Genomic DNA, 19,778 nt, shown 5'->3' with positions numbered 1-19,778 from the left:
TTTGGGGTGGGGAGTTTACAGACCAAGCTTAAACCCTCAGGACCCCGAGTCAATGGGACTATTTGCAGCTTTTAGCAACCGTGGAGAGCCTCAGTGCCTCCAGTCCACGCTTGCCGACGCCCCTTTTCCCACAATTGCCCAATCCACATGCCTTCGCACGGCTGCCGGCGCACGGTAGGAGGCGGAGCCGAGCAGCCCGCAGGGGTGGGCGGCCATGCCGTTTCTCTAACTGCCTTCAATAGGCGCGAAAAGGTGCCACAAGAACTATGCATTTTTACGCTCTGACATGGCGATTTGTGTAAAACGTTGAAAGCAGGTTAGATTATTGGAGTCCGCAACGGAGAGCACAACGAAATAGCGATGTGTTCAACGCTAGGATGTGCCCCCTTAGCTCAGTCGGCAGAGCGTTTCCATGGTAAGGAAAAGGTCGACAGTTCGATTCTGTCAGGGGGCTCCATTCATGTTTGGAGGAAGGAACTCCTCCGAGGTGAATATGGCGGTGTAGCTCAGTGGTAGAGCAAGCGACTCATAATCGCTGTGTCGCGAGTTCAATTCTCGCCATCGCTACCGGGAAAGAAAGGCGCCCGCAGGGCGCTTTTTTATTACCGCGCTGAAGGCAGTCCCGGCTGTGCCTAGTTTCGGATTGGAACTATGGCTCTGGTAAGGTCTTCAACGCTTGATGCTTAGGCATTGAGGAATAAAGGAATAGGGGCGTGGCGCAATTGGTAGCGCAACGGTCTCCAAAACCGTAGGTTGCAGGTTCGAGTCCTGTCGCCCCTGCACAGTAAACCCCGTCATCTGGCATCAGGTGGCGGGGTTTCTTCATGCCCTATTTTCTTCGTGGCGCTTAGCCCACGCACATTTTGTCAAGGCCACGCCTTGCAAATGCCGTGGTCAGCTTTTCATGCTGTGCAAGCTTTGCTAGGGTTGACAAAGTTATGGAGGTGCGCGTTAAGCGCCCTATTAGATTTAGTTCCCAAGGAGGGTTAGCTGTGAGCGATGAGCAGCAGCCGAAGAATTCGGGTGCATCGCGCCCGACCGGTAAGCGTCAGCTCTCTGGTGCGGCTACCACGTCCTCCGCGGACTACGCCGATAAGCACGTCGTCCGCGTAGAGGATAAGAACCACGATGGCACCCCAGGTGGTGGCGTAGCCGCTTTCCCTGGCGAGGTTGCATCCGAGATGAAGAAGGTGGTGTGGCCTACCGCTAAGGAGATGCTGCAGTACACCCTCATTACCTTTGCGTTCCTTATCGTGCTGACCGCTTTGGTCTGGGGCGTTGACACCCTGGCTGGTCTCGGAGTTGAGCAGGTTCTCTCTGATAAGTAAGATAGCTGCATAACCTTTTATCCCGCTGTTTCCGCTTCAAGGAACGGCGGGATACTTTTTGCCCATACGCGGGCGGGTAGGCTGGTCCTACGCAACGCGCCGAGGAATATTTGGAGTAAGAATTATGAGCGACGAGAACAACGTCGAAACCGTAGGCACCTCGCTGGAAGAGGCAATGCAGTCCAACGTGCAGGAGCAGGCGGCAGAGCACGCTAGCTCCGTAGAAGAAGCACAGCAAGAGGACGCTACCCCAGCCGCTCCGGCAGCGGAAGAAACTGAAGGAACGGCTGAGTCCACCGACACTGGAGGCGAGTCCGCCGAGTCCACCGACGCAGCGGAACCGGCAGCGGCCGAAGCTGAAGCCGAGGGCGCAGCCCCTGAGGCCGGCGAAGACGAATCCGAGGATGCCGCCTACCGCAAGCGCCTTCGCTCCTTTACCCGCGAGCTGAAGAAGCAGCCGGGCCAGTGGTACATCATTCAGTGCTACTCCGGCTACGAAAACAAGGTAAAGACCAACCTGGACATGCGCGCCCAGACCCTCGAGGTAGAAGATTCCATCTTCGAGGTCGTTGTTCCTATTGAGCAGGTCCTGGAGACCAAGGACGGCAAGAAGAAGATTGTGAAGCGCAAGCTGCTGCCGGGCTACGTCCTGGTTCGCGCTGAGCTTAACGACGCCGCATGGTCCGTCATCCGCGAAACCCCGGGCGTGACCTCCTTCGTGGGCAACGAAGGCAACGCCACCCCGGTCAAGACCCGCGACGTAGCTAAGTTCCTCATGCCCAACGAGGCGCCGTCCACCAAGGGCGATGCTGCCCCGAACGAGGCAGAGGGCGAGCAGGTTGTGGATATGCCGGAGAAGGAAGTGGCCAAGAAGTACGCGCACGACTTCGAGGTGGGCGAGGCAGTGACCATCCTGTCCGGACCGCTGGCCGCCGTATCCGCGACCATTTCCGAGATCGACCCGGAGACCGGCAAGATGCAGGGCTTGGTGTCCATCTTCGGCCGCGAGACCCCGGTGGAGCTTTCCCCGACCGAGATCGAGCGCATCTCCTAAAAAGTGATTTTGTGCAGGGCGCACGGTGTTCTAAACTGGAACGCCGTGCGCCTTTGGCGTGCGTATAAGAAAACGTTTCATCCTCCGGTGGCCCACTGAAGGTGAGCATCCGGACGGGATCCCGTTATTCATCGTGGCGGACATCCCGGTAACACAGGAAAGAGGTAATTCGATGGCTCCTAAGAAGAAGGTATCCGGCTTCATCAAGCTGCAGATCGAGGCAGGCGCCGCTAACCCGGCACCGCCAGTTGGCCCGGCACTGGGTGCCCACGGCGTCAACATCATGGAGTTCTGCAAGGCTTATAACGCCGCTACCGAGAACCAGCGTGGCAACGTGGTTCCGGTTGAGATCACCGTCTACGAGGACCGTTCCTTCGACTTCAAGCTGAAGACCCCGCCGGCAGCTAAGCTGCTGCTGAAGGCCGCTGGCATCCAGAAGGGCTCCGGCGTCCCACACACCGACAAGGTCGGTTCTGTGTCTTGGGATCAGTGCAAGGAAATCGCAGAGACCAAGTTTGCGGACCTGAACGCACGTGACATCGAGAACGGCGCTCGCATCATCGCCGGTACCGCCCGCTCCATGGGCATCACCGTCGATGGCGCACCGGAGAAGTAAAAACTTTATGTGGTAGGGCCAGCTACGGCCCGCCAAACACCACACCAATCCAGAAAAGGAATTGTTAAATGAGCACCAAGTCTAAGGCTTATAAGGCCGCTGCGGAACTGGTAGATAAATCCCGCCTGTACCGTCCGATCGAGGCCACCAAGCTGGCTAAGGAGACCTCCTCCAAGAACTTCGACGCCACCGTTGACGTCGTCTTCCGTCTGGGCGTTGACCCGCGCAAGGCTGATCAGCTGGTTCGCGGCACCGTTTCCCTGCCTAACGGCACCGGTAAGGACGTTCGCGTTGCTGTCTTCGCTGAGGGCGAGAAGGCTACCGCCGCTCAGGAAGCTGGCGCTGACATCGTCGGCACCGCTGAACTGATCGAGCAGATCAACGAGGGCAACATCGATTTCGACGTTGCTATCGCTACCCCGGATCAGATGGCCAAGGTCGGCCGCGTTGCTCGCGTCCTGGGCCCGCGTGGTCTGATGCCGAACCCGAAGACCGGCACCGTTACCGCAGACGTTGCTAAGGCAATCTCTGAGGTTAAGGGCGGCAAGATCTCCTTCCGCGTTGATAAGGCTGCTAACCTGCACGCCATCATCGGCAAGGCATCCTTCGATGCTGAGAAGCTGGCTGAGAACTACGGCGCTCTCATGGACGAGATCCAGCGTCTGAAGCCTTCTTCCGCTAAGGGCATCTACATCAAGCGTGCTACCATCTCCACCACCTCCGGCCCGGGCATCCCGGTTGACGGTTCCGTGGTTAAGGGCTACACCGAGTAAATCGGTTTAGCGCACTGCGCTTAAAGCTAAAGGGCTTCGAGGAATTCCTCGAAGCCCTTTTTCTATGTGGTGGACCGCCGGTAGTTAAGTGGCGTCAATATCGTCTGGCACCCACTCGCCGCCGTCGAAGTAGACGTTGCGTGCCAAGGGAATTTGGTGCGAAGCAGACTCGAGGATGTGCATAAAATATCCGGCTGTATTCGGAATGGCGAGGGTATCTCCTACGGCAATGCCATCCGGGAAGTCCAGTTCGCGGCGCAGGATAACCTCGTCTTCAATGCAGTAGGCGCCCACCACAAAGCCGGTGCGTGGCTCACGGGTGATTTCCTTTACCGGCCCAGCCGTAGGTACCAAGAGAGGATCGAGCAGGATGTCATCTGCGGCGGTCCGGCACTGGGTGCGATTCATCGCCACGCCGATAAGGGGCAGGCCATCAGAGCGTTCTTTGAGAAAGCTCACCTCGGTGAGGATGACTCCACAGCCGTCGAGCAAGCTGCGGCCGGGCTCTAGATGTAGGGCGATGTCCCGCTCGCGCAGCGCCGTGCCAGCGGTGCCGTAACCGGGGACCTCGCCAGAGAGGAGCTGGTCCAGCCACTGACCGCGGGTTGGCTCCTGCCAGAAGGGGTAAGTATTGGATAGCGGATCCGCTTTCCACGTGAACGGTTCACCGCTACCAGCGCGTTGGGAGGCGATGCGCTCGAGGTAATTCTCCCACTGCTCGCGGGATTCTAGGTAGCTCATGGGCACGCCGCCGCCGATATCGATGAAACTAGCGGGCTGGCCCAATGTGCGGAGGTGCTCGACCAAGGAAATTGCCTCTGCCAGGGCGGTTCGGCGGTCGGCTTCGCTATAGCCGTGCAGGTGCACGTGGACGCCTACAGCACGAAGTTCCTTAGGCCACTCGGCTTGCCGCCATGCCCGCAGCCTCTCCCCGAAGCGGGTGGGAGGTAGGGAGTTTGGATCTGGAGCGAGGCGTGGTGCCACGTGGGCGGTGGTGTCTAAATCCCTCGCGATGGCGGCGATGCGGCGGGATTCGGCGCGAGAATCACAAGAGATAGTGACGCCTCGCGAAACCGCGAGGCGGAGCAAGCCATCTGTTTTGATAGCGGCACTGAGGATGATGCGCTCTGGGGCGACACCGCGGTCGAGCACTTGGCGGAGCTCGTTCTCGCTGGCTACATCCACCCCGAGCCCGGCATTGCGTGCAGCATCGACAAAACACAGAGCCTTATTGGCCTTGCGTGCGAAAAACACCTGAGTCTCCACGCCGTGGGAAGCGCCCGCGTCGAGCAGCTCTTGGGCATTGTGGCGCAGCGGAGCGGGATTCAACACGTTCACCGGAGAACCGTAGCGCGAGGTTAATGCGCTGACGTTCTGCGGGTTTTCGACGAGCTCACGCATCCACCGTTCCCACCGGGCGCGCAAGGGGACGGTGCCGTGGACGGGTAGTGGGTCTACGGGAGTGGTGGTCATGGGTTTCCTACTTTCTCCGCCCAGCGGGGGATGTCATCGTGCACGGAACGGTTAAGGGAGTCATGGCCGGGCAGGGAGATCTCATTCATCCGGCCAATTTCCACTACGCCAGGAACGTCGTGGAAGGGGGATGGGGTGGCTTGGGGAGCAACGGTGGCGTCAATAAGCAGGTCCACGCCGCCCTGCTCCTGCCAGGAATCTATCTGCTCAGGCGTGCCTAGGTAGTGGGTATTCACCACACCGGAGTGGATCAGCTCGAGCAGGCGCTTGGCTGTGACCGGTGGCGGACCAAAAGCCACGCGCTCAAGGGTGCGTGAAAGCTCGCGGAAGCCGGGCATGGGGCCATGTGCCTTGTGCCAATCGACGCATTCTTGAAATACCCCACGAAACGCCGCGCCTACGGCCGCGGCCGGGGTGAGTGGACCGGTACCTTCGGCCGCACGTAGGGAAGTCTCGAGCTCAGCGACAGCATCGCCAGTGAAATCCTGACCGTCGATAACGGCGGCGAGGTCCGCAGTTGAGAAGTCACCGAATTCGCCTGCAGCCCCGATGAGGATCTCACGCAGCTCCGAAGCGTTGTCGATATGCGCGCAGGCCTGCCGCCAGCGCGGTGAGACCTCCGGCAGCGGTGTCCGCGGGGAGGGCTTTACCTCCATGAAGCGCCCGCTGCGGCTAACCGGGTAGATGGTTTCGGCGGTATCGCCATACAGCAGGCACACATCGATGAAGCTCAAGGCGGCACCGCGTACGCCGATTTGCCGTGCGGAGCTCGGAAGATCGGCACCGAAGTAAAGACCGGTGACCGGTACGCAAGAGGCCGCATAGGCCAAAGACCCAGCGTGGAGATGGTCGTGGCCGGTGCAGACCAGGACTTCGTCGAAGGGGGCGCCATCGACCATGAACCCTTCTCCTTCAGCGCTTACCGCGGTCACGCGGTGCGGCAGGTGCCGAATGCGAACGTGGGCTGGCGCGCGGTGCACTGCTGCGGACCAGGTATCGGCGAGGAATTGGCCCACCTGAGCCCGCGGCGGGAAGGCATCGGTGGTGTCTTCACCGCGGCGGGTGCGCCAGGCGTTGAAACTATCGTGGGCAGTGGTGACGATGGCGCAGTTGACGTTGAGGCGCCACTGCGGCGGCTGCTGCGGACGGTAGACGGCGCCCGCACCGGCGGGGTAGGGGTCAAAGACAGTGACATCGAGTGGAACGCGGGCGCGCTCGAGGAGTTCCTCGACGGCCCACAGGCCACGCGGGCCAGCTCCAATGATGGCAATGCGTCGGGCAGAACGAGAAGAGGTCACTGCGCTGACCCTTCGATGCGCGCCGCGAGTTCAGAGGGCGAAATGTCGAAGTTTTCGCACACCCAGGAGTCGTTATAAATCGTGTCGAGGTAAGGCTGGCCGGCGTCGTGCAGCACGGCAACCACTTCCGCCCCTGCCGGTAGGGAGGGCGCGAGGCGTTGGAAGGCGGCGATGACGGCACCGCCGGAAGCGCCAGGCAGTAGGCCCTCTGCTTGAGCGAGCTGCCGGGCAGCAACGATGGCATCGAGGTCCGGAACCCTCTCCACGGAAGAAGGCGAAAACTTGGTGGATAGTTCGGTTACGATTCCAGCGCCATAGCCAGGCAGCATGCGGGTGCCACGGTCACCACCAAAAAGCACGGAGCCTTCCGCATCAACGCCGATTGTGTGGGTGTCTGCGCCCAGCTCAGAGAGCTTGCGTACGCAGCCGCCAAGGGTTCCGGTGGTGCTCATAGCCACGAGCAGATGACTGGGCGCCTGACCGAGCTGGTCCAGAATCTCAGTCATGGTGCCTTCGGCGTGGGCGTGGAAGGCGGCTTCATTGGAATACTGGTTGAGGTTGAAAGAATCGGGGATCTCTTCCAAAAGCTCGGCCACGCGGGTGCGGCGGGCGGTGAGCCAATCGCCGGTTTCTGGATCGGGGTGGTCGAGCAATTCCACGTGTGCGCCGTAGGCCCGCATGGTAGCTACCGTGGAGGCGTTGACCCGCGGATCCACCACGCAGTGGAACTTCATCCCCTGGAGCGGGGCTTGGCGAGCAAGAGCCATGCCCAGGTTGCCGGAGGAAGATTCCACCAGCGTCGAACCCGGGCGAATATCGCCGGCTTCGAGGGCTGCCTGGATAAGGGCTCGGGCGGTCCGGTCTTTTGCAGAACCGCCGAGGTTGAATTGTTCGAGTTTGAGATAGAGGTGGACATCCGGCCGGGGGCTAATCGCCTCCACTCGCATGAGTGGGGTATTGCCAATGGGCGGGTGCGCTTGAGAATGAATCCTAGGGCTCATCATTGGCCCCATGGTAGACCTTTACGTCCACCTTTTCCGCCGGCCTAGTCTTTGATCTCCGCATAGACATCGAGCGCGGTTTGGCGTGATTCCTTTAGGTCCACGATGGGCGGGGCGGACAGCGTGGGTGCCCAGCGGCGCACGTACCTGCCCTTAGGGTCGAAGCGCTGGGCCTGCGTTTCGGGGTTGAAGATGCGAAAGAAAGGCGCGGCATCATCGCCGCAACCGGCCACCCACTGCCAATTAAAAGGATTGGAGGCGGCATCGGCGTCCACCAAGGTGTCCCAGAACCATTCCTCGCCCAGGCGCCAGTGGATGCCCAGGTTCTTGGTGAGGAAGGAGCCCACCACCATGCGCACGCGATTGTGCATATACCCGGTGGCCCATAGCTCGCGCATTCCGGCGTCGATAAGCGGAAAGCCCGTAGTGCTGGCCTGCCAGTCCTTGATCCGTGGCGAACCACACCTCACGCGGGGAGACCTCGCCAAAGCGCAGGTGGGGCGAGAGCAGGGAGGTGGCATTGAGTGCCGGGATATCGCGCTCCTCGGCGTAGTTGGCCAGGTCCAGCTGGGCTAGTCGCTCGCGCGCCCCGGCCTCGCCGGGTGTCCAATGCGCGGCCAGCGAAGCGGCCCACTCCGGCTCGGTGGGCTCGGGCCAGGAGCACGCAATGCTTGCCGACGCCCCCATCTCCGGCACCCCCTCCGGTTCATCGCCTGCCACTTGGGAGGACGCGGCCTTGGAGAAGGGAGTAAAAACCTGATAGGGCTGGCCCTGGCCATTGTTGACCTCCCACGGCTCCACCAAGGTGAAGCCGGGCGAGGAAGTCGCGGTGATGTCCTGGGAGGCCAGGGTTTCCTTGACGGTGGCATCGACCTCGCGCAGCGGGCCATGGTAGCGGCGGGTCCACGTGACAGTGGTGGCGCGCAGTTCGGCGGCGAGGCGGGGGATCTCGTCGCGGGCATCGCCGGCGGCTCGAATGAGTTCTACGCCGTGGGCGGCAAGGTCGCGGGCGAGGGAATAGAGGGAGCGCTCGCGCCACCACGTGGTCGCACCGCCTAGCGGGCGAGTGCCGGGATAGGCAGGCTCGTCGAGGACGACGGCGACCAAGGGGGCGTCGCCAAGCGAGGCAGCCTCGGCCGCACGGGAAAGGGCCTGGTTATCGTGCAGGCGCAGGTCATCGCGAAACCACATCAGGCAGGTCATGGCGGCTATCCTACGCGGCGAAAACGACGATTTGGAGAAACCGTGGGTGGGGAGGTAGTGTTTCCCTCGAAGTTTGAACGGCCACATCACGGCCGAGTCAAAGTTCACCGAAGACCGTTGGTCATCCATTTGGATCGAAGGTTCTCCATCCTAGGAGACGGCCCACGCAGGAGACACTTTGCGATTATTCGCGGCATTCTCTTATGTCGCGCGCCCTGTGCTCTTGCACGGGGCTTTTGTTGTTTCGGGCAACCGAAGCGAGGAAGGCCCCGGCGGAATAATAAAAGAGATGTTTTGGAAGGAGGCGAGAGACAATGGCAAACCCAAAGAACACTGCAGACCTGGCAGAGCTGAAGGAGAAGCTGGCTGACGCTAACTCTGTTGTATTGACCGAGTACCGCGGCCTGACCGTATCCCAGCTGCAAGAGCTGCGTAACGATCTGGGCTTTGACGTTGAATACTCCGTCGCCAAGAACACCCTTTTCAAGATCGCTGCCAAGGAAGCTGGCATCGAAGGTCTTGATGATTTGCTGACTGGCCCGACCGCAATTGCGTTCATCAAGGGCGAGGCAGTGGATGCTGCGAAGGTCATCACCAAGTTCGCTGATGACAACAAGGCACTCATCATCAAGGGTGGCTACATGGACGGCAACGCACTGTCTGCCGACCAGGTTGAGGCCATCGCCAAGCTGGACAACCGCGAGACCACCCTCGCAAAGCTGGCTGGCGCTATGAAGGGTTCTATGGCGAAGGCTGCCGCTCTCTTCAACGCTCCTGCAACCAAGGCTGTACGCACCGTCGCAGCCCTGCAGGACAAGAAGGAAGCAGAAGCTTAAGTCGTCACAAAAGACGCACAATTACAACACCGTGTGCGCCGCATAAATCACGCGCAGCGCACACACAACACAGAAAGGACTTGCCATCATGGCTAAGCTCACCAAGGACGAGCTCATTGAAGCTTTCAAGGAAATGACCCTCATCGAACTGTCCGAGTTCGTTAAGGAATTTGAAGAGGTATTCGACGTTGAGGCTGCTGCTCCGGTTGCTGCTGTTGCAGCTGGCGCTCCGGCTGAGGGCGGCGCTGGTGCCGCTGAGGAGAAGACCGAGTTCGACGTCGTTCTGACCGACGCTGGCGCTAAGAAGATTGGCGTTATTAAGGCTGTCCGCGAGATCGTCTCCGGCCTGGGCCTGAAGGAAGCTAAGGAAATGGTTGAGGGTGCTCCTAAGGCTATCCTCGAGGGCGCTTCCAAGGACGACGCTGAGGCTGCTAAGACCAAGCTGGAAGAGGCTGGCGCTTCCGTCGAGCTCAAGTAATTTCACTGAGCTTTACGCTTTCAAACCCCCACTCTTACCGCCGCGCGCGGTGGGAGCTGGGGGTTTCCTCGTTTTGTGTTTGCGAGCACAGTGGAGAGTAGTCTTTCGATGGACAGGGAAAGGAGCTGTTGACGTTGACTTCATCGATTATCACAAATGAGGAAGAGGAAGACTCGGATATCATTTCCGTTCCACACTCTGGGGAGGTCCTGCGCGAGGAGTTTCTGGAACCGCTCGGACTTAGTCAATACCGCTTAGCAAGGGATATTTTTAGCTCCAAATCCCAAATTTCAAAGCTGGTCCGTGGGCGCATTGGGATTAGTGCGGAAATGGCGCTTCGTCTTTCTGCCTATTTTGGCAATTCGGCAGAGTTCTGGCTGGGACTGCAGGAAGAGTTTGATCTTTGGTGCGCGCGCCAAACCACGGATACGAGCAGCATCGTTGCTTGGAATAAGCACACAGCTTAAAAATCAATCCGGCGTAGCGGGGCCTGTAGAAACAAGGAATCGCCGCCAAGGGCTGTAGAATTAGCCCCCATGCTGCCCAAGTCCCGCATTTTTTCCGTCCTGCTCCTAGGCCTCGGCGTCGCGCTCATCGCCGCCGGTATTGTGGCGCCGGCGTTTTTGGATTACTCCCCGCGGCTGCCGTTGAACCTGAAAAACAGTACGTGGACACTGCACGATGATTCTGCGGATTCGCAGCAGCTGTCCAAGGACGGTACACAGCCGTATTCGGGCCCCATGACCTACCAGATCAACATGGACATCCAAGAACCCTCGGACGAGGAGAAGGCCACCTTGCGCATTGGCGAAACCCGCATGCGTGGCGAGGGGGAGGGCCTCAATGACCTAAGCCAAGCCCAGGTGTGGAGCTACCCGGTGGACCGCCTGAGTGGTGAGGCTCTGGGGGAGGCGTCGCTTAGCCATACGCTTGCTACGCCTTCGGACAAAGTAACGGTGGATGGCTACTGGCTTAAGTTCCCAGCGGACGCGGAAAAGACCAACTATCCGGTCTTTGACCCGACGCTGCGCAAGGCCGTCGATGCCGTCTTTGAAGAAGAGACCACGATGGATGGGCGCACGGTCTACCGCTATCACCAGGAAATCGAACCGACTAACGTGGCGCAGCTTTATGCGGCCGATGGCAATACCACGAGCCTGCCCAAGGAAGGCGGCGGGGAAGAGCAGGGGTACCTGACCCACTCTGGCAGCCGTGACTTCTACGTGGATCAGGAGACTGGCCTGGTGGTGGGCATGGATATGGATATCGATGATTACTACGCGGACCGCGAGGGCGTGGGCCGTGAGCGAGCCTTCGTCTTTAATGGCTCTACCTCCGAGGAGGGCCGGCAGGCGCTGCTCAAAGAGGCGGCAAATTTCCCGCGCGACCGCGTAGCGGAGACCGTGCAGTGGGCCGCCATCGGCCTCGGCGCACTGTTGACCCTGCTCGGAATCATTGGTGCACTCGGCCTATTTGGCGGCAAGAACAAGCATGCCCGCTCGCGCCATAGCCGCGGACGCGTCGGCGGCAATGCGGTTCCAGCCAGCCGCTAAAAGCCCAGTTAATAGACTAATTCGCCACCAGGTTTGCGGTGTGGCGAGAATTTAGTGGTAGGGTGCTCGGTGGTTGTCGCGCACAGTGGCGCGGCATGGACGCGTTAGCGCCGCGGCGAGCACGAGCTTGCCCCCTAGCGCGGTAGCGACACGCCCCAAGAGTGGTGTGTCTTTACATGGCAGGTCTTTTCCTATAAGCTGTTTCGTTGCGCTGGAATCTGGATCTTCGGTGCACATTTAGCCTTTCAGGCCGGTGATGGCAAAACCGACTTGACAAGGTGATTTTGTGCATTCTGAACCCAGACACTCCACAGCAGACCGAATGCTAGAATTACCAGCGGTTTTGCGGCTCGTCGGCCAGGGCGAGCAGGCAATCCGCGTGAGGTGCTGGAAGGACCCATCTTGGCAGTCTCCCGCCAGACCAAGTCAGTGGCCAATATCCCCGGAGCCCCGAAGCGATACTCGTTTGCAAAAATCAGCGAGCCTATCGCCCTGCCGGGTCTCCTTGACGTACAACTTGATTCCTTTGCTTGGCTCGTCGGCTCGCCAGAATGGCGCGAGCGCGAGCAGGCTGAGCGCGGCGATGACGCCCGCGTGACGAGCGGCCTCGAGGACATCCTCGAAGAGCTCTCGCCGATTGAGGACTACTCGGGCAATATGTCCCTGTCCTTGTCGGAGCCGCGCTTTGAACCGGTGAAGAACACCGTGGATGAGTGCAAGGAAAAGGACATCAACTACTCCGCGCCGCTGTACGTGACCGCAGAGTTTATTAATAACGACACCCAAGAGATTAAGTCGCAGACCGTCTTCATCGGCGATTTCCCGATTATGACGGATATGGGCACGTTCATCGTGAACGGTACCGAGCGTGTCGTCGTGTCTCAGCTAGTGCGCTCCCCGGGCGTCTACTTCGATCGCTCGATCGATAAGTCCACCGAGCGTCCGCTGCACTCCGTGAAGGTTATTCCTTCCCGCGGTGCATGGTTGGAGTTCGACGTCGACAAGCGCGATACCGTTGGCGTGCGCATTGACCGCAAGCGCCGCCAGCCGGTAACCGTGCTGCTTAAGGCACTGGGCTGGAGCGAAGAGCAGATCAGGGAACGCTTCGGCTTCTCCGAGCTCATGATGTCCACCCTGGAGTCTGACGGTGTAGCGAACACCGATGAGGCACTGCTGGAGATTTACCGCAAGCAGCGCCCGGGCGAGCAGCCCACCCGCGAGCTAGCTCAGTCCTTGCTGGATAACTCCTTCTTCCGTGCAAAGCGTTACGACCTGGCTAAGGTCGGCCGCTACAAGGTCAACCGCAAGCTGGGGCTCGGCGGCGACCACGATGGTCTGATGACCCTGACCGAGGAAGACATTGCCGTCACCCTCGAGTACCTTGTCCGCCTGCACGTAGGCGAGCGCGAGATGAAGGCACCGAACGGTGAGATGATCTCCCTGCACACGGATGACATCGACCACTTTGGTAACCGTCGCCTGCGCACCGTGGGTGAGCTCATCCAGAACCAGGTCCGAGTGGGCCTGTCCCGCATGGAGCGCGTTGTGCGCGAGCGCATGACCACCCAGGATGCGGAGTCCATCACTCCGACCTCCCTGATTAACGTGCGCCCGGTCTCTGCTGCTATCCGCGAGTTCTTCGGTACCTCGCAGCTGTCCCAGTTCATGGACCACAACAACTCGCTGTCTGGCCTGACCCACAAGCGCCGCCTGTCCGCGCTGGGCCCAGGCGGCCTGTCTCGTGAGCGCGCCGGCATTGAGGTGCGAGACGTTCACGCTTCTCACTACGGCCGTATGTGCCCGATTGAGACTCCCGAGGGCCCGAACATTGGCCTCATTGGTGCGCTGGCGTCCTACGCCCGCGTGAATGCTTTCGGCTTCATTGAGACCCCGTACCGCAAGGTTGTGGACGGCAAGATCACCGACCAGGTGGAGTATCTCACCGCCGATGAAGAGGATCGCTTTGCTATTGCTCAGGCCGAGGTCGAGCAGGACGCAGAGGGCAACCTCACCGGCGAGCGTATTGAGGTCCGCCTGAAGGACGGCGATATCGGACTTACCGATGCCTCCGGTGTGGACTACGTTGACGTATCCCCGCGCCAGATGGTTTCCGTGGGTACCGCCATGATTCCGTTCTTGGAGCACGACGATGCTAACCGTGCTCTGATGGGTGCGAACATGCAGAAGCAGGCCGTGCCACTGGTGCGCTCCGAGGCCCCACTGGTGGGTACCGGTATGGAGCAGCGCGCTGCATACGACGCTGGCGACGTTGTTATCACCCCGAAGGCCGGTGTGGTAGAAAACGTCACCGCTGATGTCATCACCATCATGGATGATGAAGGGCAGCGCGATACCTACATCCTGCGTAAGTTCGAGCGCACCAACCAGGGCACCAACTACAACCAGACCCCGCTGGTTTCCATGGGAGAGCGCGTAGAGGCCGGCCAGGTTCTGGCCGATGGCCCGGGTACCCACAATGGTGAGATGTCCCTCGGCCGCAACCTGTTGGTTGCCTTCATGCCGTGGGAAGGCCACAACTACGAGGACGCCATCATCCTCAACCAGCGCATCGTGGAAGAGGACATCCTGACCTCCGTCCACATCGAGGAGCACGAGATCGATGCTCGCGATACCAAGCTGGGCGCCGAGGAAATCACCCGCGAGATCCCGAACGTCTCTGAGGACGTCTTGAGCGACCTGGACGAGCGCGGCATCATCCGCATCGGTGCCGACGTCCGCGCCGGCGATATCCTGGTGGGTAAGGTCACCCCGAAGGGTGAGACCGAGTTGACCCCGGAGGAGCGCCTGCTGCGCGCCATCTTCGGCGAGAAGGCCCGCGAGGTTCGCGATACCTCCATGAAGGTGCCGCACGGTGAGGTGGGCAAGGTCATTGGCGTTGCTCGCTTCTCCCGCGACGATGATGACGATCTGGCCCCTGGTGTCAACGAGATGATTCGCGTCTACGTTGCCCAGAAGCGCAAGATCCAGGACGGCGATAAGATGGCCGGCCGCCACGGCAACAAGGGTGTTGTGGGCAAGATTCTGCCGCCAGAGGATATGCCGTTCATGGAAGACGGCACCCCAGTGGACATCCTGCTCAACACCCACGGTGTGCCACGTCGTATGAACATCGGCCAGGTTCTGGAAGTCCACCTGGGCTGGTTGGCACATGCCGGCTGGAAGGTTGACACCGAGGATCCGAAGAACGCCGAGCTGCTCAAGACCCTGCCGGAAGAGCTCTATGACGTTCCTGCGAATTCCTTGACCGCCACCCCGGTCTTCGACGGTGCTACCAACCACGAGATCGAGCGCCTGCTGGCTTCCTCCCGTCCTAACCGCGACGGCGATGTGCTGGTGAATGAGCACGGTAAGGCCACGCTTTTCGACGGCCGCTCGGGCGAACCGTACAAGTACCCAATTTCGGTTGGCTACATGTACATGCTCAAGCTGCACCACTTGGTCGATGAGAAGATTCACGCCCGCTCCACCGGTCCTTACTCCATGATTACCCAGCAGCCGCTGGGTGGTAAGGCCCAGTTCGGTGGCCAGCGCTTCGGCGAGATGGAGGTGTGGGCAATGCAGGCATACGGCGCTGCCTACACCCTGCAGGAGCTGCTGACCATCAAGTCCGATGACGTCGTCGGCCGCGTGAAGGTCTACGAAGCCATTGTTAAGGGCGACAATATTCCAGATCCGGGCATCCCTGAGTCCTTCAAGGTGTTGCTCAAGGAGCTGCAGTCCCTGTGCCTGAATGTGGAAGTTCTCTCCACCGACGGCACGCCGATGGAGCTGTCTGGCTCTGATGACGATGACATGGATAGCCCATCGCTTGGCATTAACCTGTCCCGCGATGAGGGTTCCTCCGCAGACATCGCCTAATTAGTTTCTTGGTCCACCGCGGGGTAAGTCCCCGCGGCAGGGCATAAACGTTCCATTCATACAAAGCCATCAATTCCTCGACAACGAGGATGAAAGGGAGACATTACGTGTTTGACGTAAATCTCTTCGACGAGCTCCGCATCGGTCTGGCCACCGCAGACGATATTCGTCGCTGGTCCAAGGGCGAGGTCAAAAAGCCTGAGACCATTAACTACCGCACCCTGAAGCCGGAGAAGGACGGCCTCTTCTGTGAGCGCATCTTCGGCCCCACCCGTGACTGGGAGTGCGCTTGTGGTAAGTACAAGCGCGTCCGCTACAAGGGCATCATCTGTGAGCGCTGTGGCGTTGAGGTGACCAAGTCCAAGGTCCGCCGTGAGCGCATGGGCCACATTGAGCTGGCCGCGCCGGTGACCCACATCTGGTACTTCAAGGGCGTTCCTTCCCGCCTGGGCTACCTGCTGGACCTGGCTCCGAAGGATCTCGAGCGCATCATTTACTTCGCAGCCAATATCATCACCTCCGTGGATGAAGAGGCTCGCCACAACGATCAGTCCACCCTGGAAGCAGAAATGCTTCTGGAGAAGAAGGACGTTGAGGACGATACCGAGTCCGAGATCGCCGAGCGCGCCTCCAAGCTGGAGTCTGACCTGGCTGAGCTGGAAGCAGCCGGTGCCAAGGCAGATGCCCGCAAGAAGGTACAAAACGCTGCCGATAGGGAGATGCAGCACATCCGCGAGCGCGGCGAGCGCGAGATCGCCCGCCTGGATGAAATCTGGAACACCTTCATCAAGCTGGCTCCGAAGCAGATGATCATTGATGAGACCATCTACGAAGAGCTGGTTGACCGCTACGAGGATTACTTCACCGGCGGCATGGGTGCAGAAGCCATCCAGACCCTGGTCCGCAACTTCGACCTCGAGGCTGAGGCCGAGGAACTGCGCGAGATCATCAACAACGGCAAGGGCCAGAAGAAGATGCGTGCCCTCAAGCGCCTGAAGGTCGTTGCTGCCTTCCTGCGCTCCGGCAACGATCCGGCCGGCATGGTGCTGGATGCCATCCCGGTTATTCCGCCAGAGCTGCGCCCGATGGTGCAGCTGGACGGTGGCCGCTTTGCTACCTCCGACCTGAACGACCTCTACCGCCGCGTTATCAACCGCAATAACCGTTTGAAGCGCATGATCGATCTGGGTGCGCCAGAGATCATCGTGAATAACGAGAAGCGCATGCTGCAGGAGTCTGTGGACGCGCTCTTCGATAACGGCCGCCGCGGCCGTCCGGTTACCGGCCCGGGCAACCGTCCGCTGAAGTCCCTGTCTGACTTGCTCAAGGGCAAGCAGGGCCGCTTCCGCCAGAACCTGCTGGGTAAGCGCGTGGACTACTCTGGCCGTTCCGTTATTATCGTTGGTCCGCAGCTGAAGCTGCACGAGTGTGGTCTGCCGAAGCTCATGGCACTCGAGCTATTCAAGCCGTTCGTTATGAAGCGCTTGGTAGAAAATGACTACGCCCAGAACATCAAGTCCGCCAAGCGCATGGTTGAGCGCCAGCGCCCAGAGGTGTGGGACGTTCTGGAGCAGGCCATTTCTGAGCACCCAGTGATGCTCAACCGTGCTCCTACGCTGCACCGCCTGGGTATTCAGGCCTTCGAGCCGAAGCTGGTTGAGGGTAAGGCTATTCAGCTGCACCCGCTGGCTTGTGAGGCGTTCAACGCCGACTTCGACGGTGACCAGATGGCAGTCCACCTGCCGCTGTCCGCTGAGGCGCAGGCTGAGGCCCGCGTCCTGATGCTGGCGTCCAACAACATTCTGTCCCCGGCATCCGGTAAGCCGCTGGCCATGCCACGTCTGGACATGGTTACCGGCCTGTACTACCTGACCATGGACAAGTCCGAGGATGAGATCGGCGGCAATGGTCGCTTCCGCGAGGCAGAGAAGGACAAGCCGGCTACCGGCGTCTTCTCCTCCTACGCTGAGGCCCTCATGGCCTATGACCGCGGCACCGTTGGCCTGCAGGCTCCGATCAAGGTCCGCATCGATCACCTTCGCCCGCCGAAGGAGATCGAGGAAGAGCAGTTCCCAGATGGCTGGTCCAAGGGCCAGGCATGGATGGGCTACACCACCATTGGCCGCGTCATGTTCAACGAGCTGCTGCCATGGAACTACCCGTACCTCGAGGGCATCATGGTCCGTAAGGGCGGCGGCTCCGGCAATAAGGTTCTCATCGGTGACGTGGTCAATGACTTGGCCAATAAGTACCCGATGATCACCGTGGCTCAGGTGCTGGACAACATGAAGGATGCCGGCTTCTACTGGGCAACCCGTTCCGGCGTGACCATCACCATGTCTGACGTTCTGGTTCTGCCGAATAAGACCGAGATCCTCGAGTCTTATGAGAAGGAAGCAGAGCGCATCGAGCGCAAGTACTGGGAGCAGGGCGCTCTGACCGAGCGCGAGCGCTACGATCGCCTGGTTGAGCTGTGGAAGGACGCTACCGATACCGTCGGTGAGGCCGTCGAGAACATGTACCCGGATCACAACCCGATTCCGATGATTGTGAAGTCTGGTGCTGCCGGTAACATGCGTCAGATCTGGACGCTGGCCGGTATGAAGGGCATGGTTGTGAACTCGCACGGTGATTACATCACCCGTCCGATTAAGACCTCCTTCCGCGAAGGCCTGTCCGTTCTGGAGTACTTCAACAACTCCCACGGCTCCCGTAAGGGCCTGGCCGATACCGCGCTGCGTACCGCTGACTCTGGCTACCTCACCCGTCGTCTGGTGGACGTGGCCCAGGACGTCATCGTCCGCGAAGAAGACTGTGGCACCCGCCAGGGCGTGCGCGTCCCAATCGGCGAGGTTTCCGGTGACAAGGTTGTTCTCTCCGAGTTGTGGGAGACCTCTGCATCCGGCCGCGTTCTTGCGACGGATGTCAAGGGCGAAGACGGCGAGGTTGTGGCCGAGGCCGGCTCCGACCTCACCGAGGAGCTCACCCAGAAGCTGCTTGACGCTAAGGTCACCGAGGTCAAGGTCCGCTCCGTGCTGACCTGCCAGACCCCGGCCGGCGTGTGTGCCAAGTGCTACGGCAAGTCCATGGCTTCCGGCCAGCTCGTCGATATCGGCGAGGCTGTCGGCATTGTGGCTGCACAGTCCATTGGTGAGCCGGGTACCCAGCTGACTATGCGTACCTTCCACCAGGGTGGTGTCGGTGGCGATATTACCGGCGGTCTGCCGCGTGTTCAGGAACTCTTCGAGGCCCGTAACCCGAAGAACCGCGCTCCTATCGCCTCCGTTGACGGCACCGTGTCCCTGTCCGATGAGGGCAACTTCTGGACCCTGACCATCACCCCGGATGACGGCTCTGATGACGTGGTCTATGAGAAGCTCTCCAAGCGTCAGGGCTTGGCTCAGGTTCGTCGTCCAATGGAGTCCAACCCGGATGCCATGATCGAGCGTTCCCTCAAGGACGGCGACCACGTTGAGACTGGTGACCGCCTGATGCGTGGTGCGGCTGACCCGCACGACGTTCTCGAGGTTCTCGGCCGCCGTGGCGTGGAGCAGCACCTCATCAATGAGGTGCAGGCTGTGTACCGTACCCAGGGCGTGGCTATCCACGATAAGCACATCGAGATCATCATCCGCCAGATGCTGCGCCGCGGCACCGTCATCGATGCTGGTACCACGGACTTGCTGCCGGGTAACCTCATCGACCTCTCTGAGGCTAAGCAGCTCAATGCTGCCCAGGTCGCAGAAGGCGGCGAGCCGGCTCAGCTGCGCTCGGAGATCATGGGTATTACCAAGGCCTCCTTGGCTACCGAGTCCTGGCTGTCTGCTGCATCGTTCCAGGAGACCACTCGCGTGCTTACCGACGCCGCTATTAACAAGCGCTCCGATAAGCTCATCGGCCTTAAGGAGAACGTCATCATCGGTAAGCTCATCCCGGCCGGTACCGGTATCTCCCGCTACCGCAACATCTCCGTCAAGCCGACCGAAGCTGCGCGCAACGCCGCATACTCGATTCCGACGTACGGCGATTCCATCTACGGCGATGACGGCTTCGGTGAATTCACCGGCGCTTCCGTTCCTCTGGATGAGGACTTCACCTTCTAACGTGCAGTTCAATTTGCGTTAACGCGGGAAATAAATGGCCCCGCCTTCCTGAACGATGAACTGGCCCCTGAAAGTTGGACTGGTTTAATTCTAGGCGGTTAGGGCTTCAAGGGTCTGATTTCGATATTGCATCGGGGTCAGACCCTTGAGTCGTTGTTGGATGCGTTCGGTGTTGTACCACTG

The 19,778-nt window shown here is 60.2% G+C and carries 14 protein-coding genes, 3 tRNA genes and 1 pseudogene; 13 read left to right on the top strand and 5 right to left on the bottom strand.

Annotated elements, in window-relative coordinates; translation table 11 throughout:
- Nucleotides 1-381 precede the first annotated feature (381 nt).
- From QP934_RS03250 to rplA, 7 genes are all read left to right on the top strand, one after another.
- Nucleotides 382-457 (top strand) — tRNA-Thr (locus QP934_RS03250).
- A 38-nt stretch (nt 458-495) separates the two neighbouring features.
- Nucleotides 496-567: transfer RNA gene (locus tag QP934_RS03245), tRNA-Met, on the top strand.
- A 140-nt stretch (nt 568-707) separates the two neighbouring features.
- Nucleotides 708-780: transfer RNA gene (locus QP934_RS03240), tRNA-Trp, on the top strand.
- 212 nt (nt 781-992) lie between these two features.
- Nucleotides 993-1,328: a preprotein translocase subunit SecE gene (secE, locus tag QP934_RS03235; protein ID WP_349819582.1), complete on the top strand. Its 336-nt coding sequence runs from the start codon at nt 993-995 to the stop codon at nt 1,326-1,328.
- A gap of 124 nt (nt 1,329-1,452) precedes the next feature.
- Nucleotides 1,453-2,382, top strand: a complete 930-nt coding sequence (nusG, locus tag QP934_RS03230; RefSeq protein WP_349819583.1) for a transcription termination/antitermination protein NusG — start codon at nt 1,453-1,455, stop codon at nt 2,380-2,382.
- A 172-nt stretch (nt 2,383-2,554) separates the two neighbouring features.
- Nucleotides 2,555-2,998 carry a 50S ribosomal protein L11 gene (gene rplK, locus QP934_RS03225; RefSeq protein WP_049358678.1) on the top strand — a complete coding sequence of 148 codons (444 nt, stop codon included), beginning with the start codon at nt 2,555-2,557 and terminating at the stop codon, nt 2,996-2,998.
- Between the two features lie 68 nt (nt 2,999-3,066).
- Nucleotides 3,067-3,771 (top strand): 50S ribosomal protein L1, encoded by a 705-nt coding sequence (rplA, locus tag QP934_RS03220; protein WP_049383568.1) that lies wholly within the window; start codon nt 3,067-3,069, stop codon nt 3,769-3,771.
- Between the two features lie 84 nt (nt 3,772-3,855).
- Here the strand turns inward: rplA and QP934_RS03215 are convergent, their stop codons facing one another.
- The 4 genes and pseudogenes from QP934_RS03215 to QP934_RS03200 form a co-directional block, all read right to left on the bottom strand.
- Nucleotides 3,856-5,244, bottom strand: a complete 1,389-nt coding sequence (locus QP934_RS03215; RefSeq protein ID WP_419126792.1) for a Y4yA family PLP-dependent enzyme — start codon at nt 5,242-5,244, stop codon at nt 3,856-3,858.
- Nucleotides 5,241-6,542 (bottom strand): FAD/NAD(P)-binding protein, encoded by a 1,302-nt coding sequence (locus QP934_RS03210; protein WP_349819585.1) that lies wholly within the window; start codon nt 6,540-6,542, stop codon nt 5,241-5,243. Before QP934_RS03210 ends, QP934_RS03215 begins: the two co-directional genes overlap by 4 nt.
- Complete coding sequence (locus tag QP934_RS03205) at nt 6,539-7,555, bottom strand: pyridoxal-phosphate dependent enzyme (RefSeq protein ID WP_419126791.1); 1,017 nt, start codon at nt 7,553-7,555, stop codon at nt 6,539-6,541. The genes QP934_RS03210 and QP934_RS03205 overlap by 4 nt, the downstream gene beginning before the upstream one ends.
- A gap of 32 nt (nt 7,556-7,587) precedes the next feature.
- Nucleotides 7,588-8,746 (bottom strand): annotated as a pseudogene (locus QP934_RS03200) (cryptochrome/photolyase family protein).
- 314 nt (nt 8,747-9,060) lie between these two features.
- On the opposite strand from QP934_RS03200, the gene rplJ reads away from it, so the two are divergent.
- From rplJ to QP934_RS03170, 6 genes are all read left to right on the top strand, one after another.
- Nucleotides 9,061-9,582 carry a 50S ribosomal protein L10 gene (rplJ, locus tag QP934_RS03195; RefSeq protein ID WP_284839184.1) on the top strand — a complete coding sequence of 174 codons (522 nt, stop codon included), beginning with the start codon at nt 9,061-9,063 and terminating at the stop codon, nt 9,580-9,582.
- 88 nt (nt 9,583-9,670) lie between these two features.
- Nucleotides 9,671-10,060 (top strand): 50S ribosomal protein L7/L12, encoded by a 390-nt coding sequence (gene rplL, locus QP934_RS03190; RefSeq protein ID WP_005322882.1) that lies wholly within the window; start codon nt 9,671-9,673, stop codon nt 10,058-10,060.
- 134 nt (nt 10,061-10,194) lie between these two features.
- A complete protein-coding gene (locus QP934_RS03185; RefSeq protein ID WP_419126790.1) occupies nt 10,195-10,527 on the top strand; it encodes a HigA family addiction module antitoxin in 333 nt (110 codons plus the stop codon).
- A 69-nt stretch (nt 10,528-10,596) separates the two neighbouring features.
- The gene (locus QP934_RS03180; protein ID WP_419126789.1) at nt 10,597-11,613 is read left to right on the top strand and encodes a DUF3068 domain-containing protein; all 1,017 of its coding nucleotides are present in this window, start codon (nt 10,597-10,599) and stop codon (nt 11,611-11,613) included.
- A gap of 384 nt (nt 11,614-11,997) precedes the next feature.
- Nucleotides 11,998-15,492, top strand: a complete 3,495-nt coding sequence (locus QP934_RS03175) for a DNA-directed RNA polymerase subunit beta (RefSeq protein ID WP_340419745.1) — start codon at nt 11,998-12,000, stop codon at nt 15,490-15,492.
- Nucleotides 15,493-15,599: 107 nt separating this feature from the next.
- Nucleotides 15,600-19,595, top strand: a complete 3,996-nt coding sequence (locus QP934_RS03170) for a DNA-directed RNA polymerase subunit beta' (protein ID WP_340419746.1) — start codon at nt 15,600-15,602, stop codon at nt 19,593-19,595.
- Between the two features lie 90 nt (nt 19,596-19,685).
- Here QP934_RS03170 and QP934_RS03165 read toward each other — a convergent pair.
- Nucleotides 19,686-19,778: IS3 family transposase (locus QP934_RS03165; protein WP_156474291.1), on the bottom strand; the 93-nt coding region annotated here is incomplete at its 5' end.

Source organism: Corynebacterium sp. MSK122 (assembly GCF_030229435.2).
In the GTDB taxonomy this organism is placed as follows: Bacteria; Actinomycetota; Actinomycetes; order Mycobacteriales; family Mycobacteriaceae; genus Corynebacterium; species Corynebacterium marquesiae.
This window is presented reverse-complemented; position numbering and strand designations above follow the sequence as displayed.

What these genes read in the sequence shown, in the direction of transcription:
- rplJ (WP_284839184.1), top strand. Translation starts at nt 9,061, where the DNA reads ATGGCAAACCCAAAGAACACTGCAGACCTGGCAGAGCTGAAGGAGAAG.
- rplA (WP_049383568.1), top strand. Translation starts at nt 3,067, where the DNA reads ATGAGCACCAAGTCTAAGGCTTATAAGGCCGCTGCGGAACTGGTAGAT.
- rplK (WP_049358678.1), top strand. Translation starts at nt 2,555, where the DNA reads ATGGCTCCTAAGAAGAAGGTATCCGGCTTCATCAAGCTGCAGATCGAG.
- nusG (WP_349819583.1), top strand. Translation starts at nt 1,453, where the DNA reads ATGAGCGACGAGAACAACGTCGAAACCGTAGGCACCTCGCTGGAAGAG.
- rplL (WP_005322882.1), top strand. Translation starts at nt 9,671, where the DNA reads ATGGCTAAGCTCACCAAGGACGAGCTCATTGAAGCTTTCAAGGAAATG.
- QP934_RS03180 (WP_419126789.1), top strand. Translation starts at nt 10,597, where the DNA reads ATGCTGCCCAAGTCCCGCATTTTTTCCGTCCTGCTCCTAGGCCTCGGC.
- QP934_RS03215 (WP_419126792.1), bottom strand. Translation starts at nt 5,244, where the DNA reads ATGACCACCACTCCCGTAGACCCACTACCCGTCCACGGCACCGTCCCC.
- QP934_RS03205 (WP_419126791.1), bottom strand. Translation starts at nt 7,555, where the DNA reads ATGGGGCCAATGATGAGCCCTAGGATTCATTCTCAAGCGCACCCGCCC.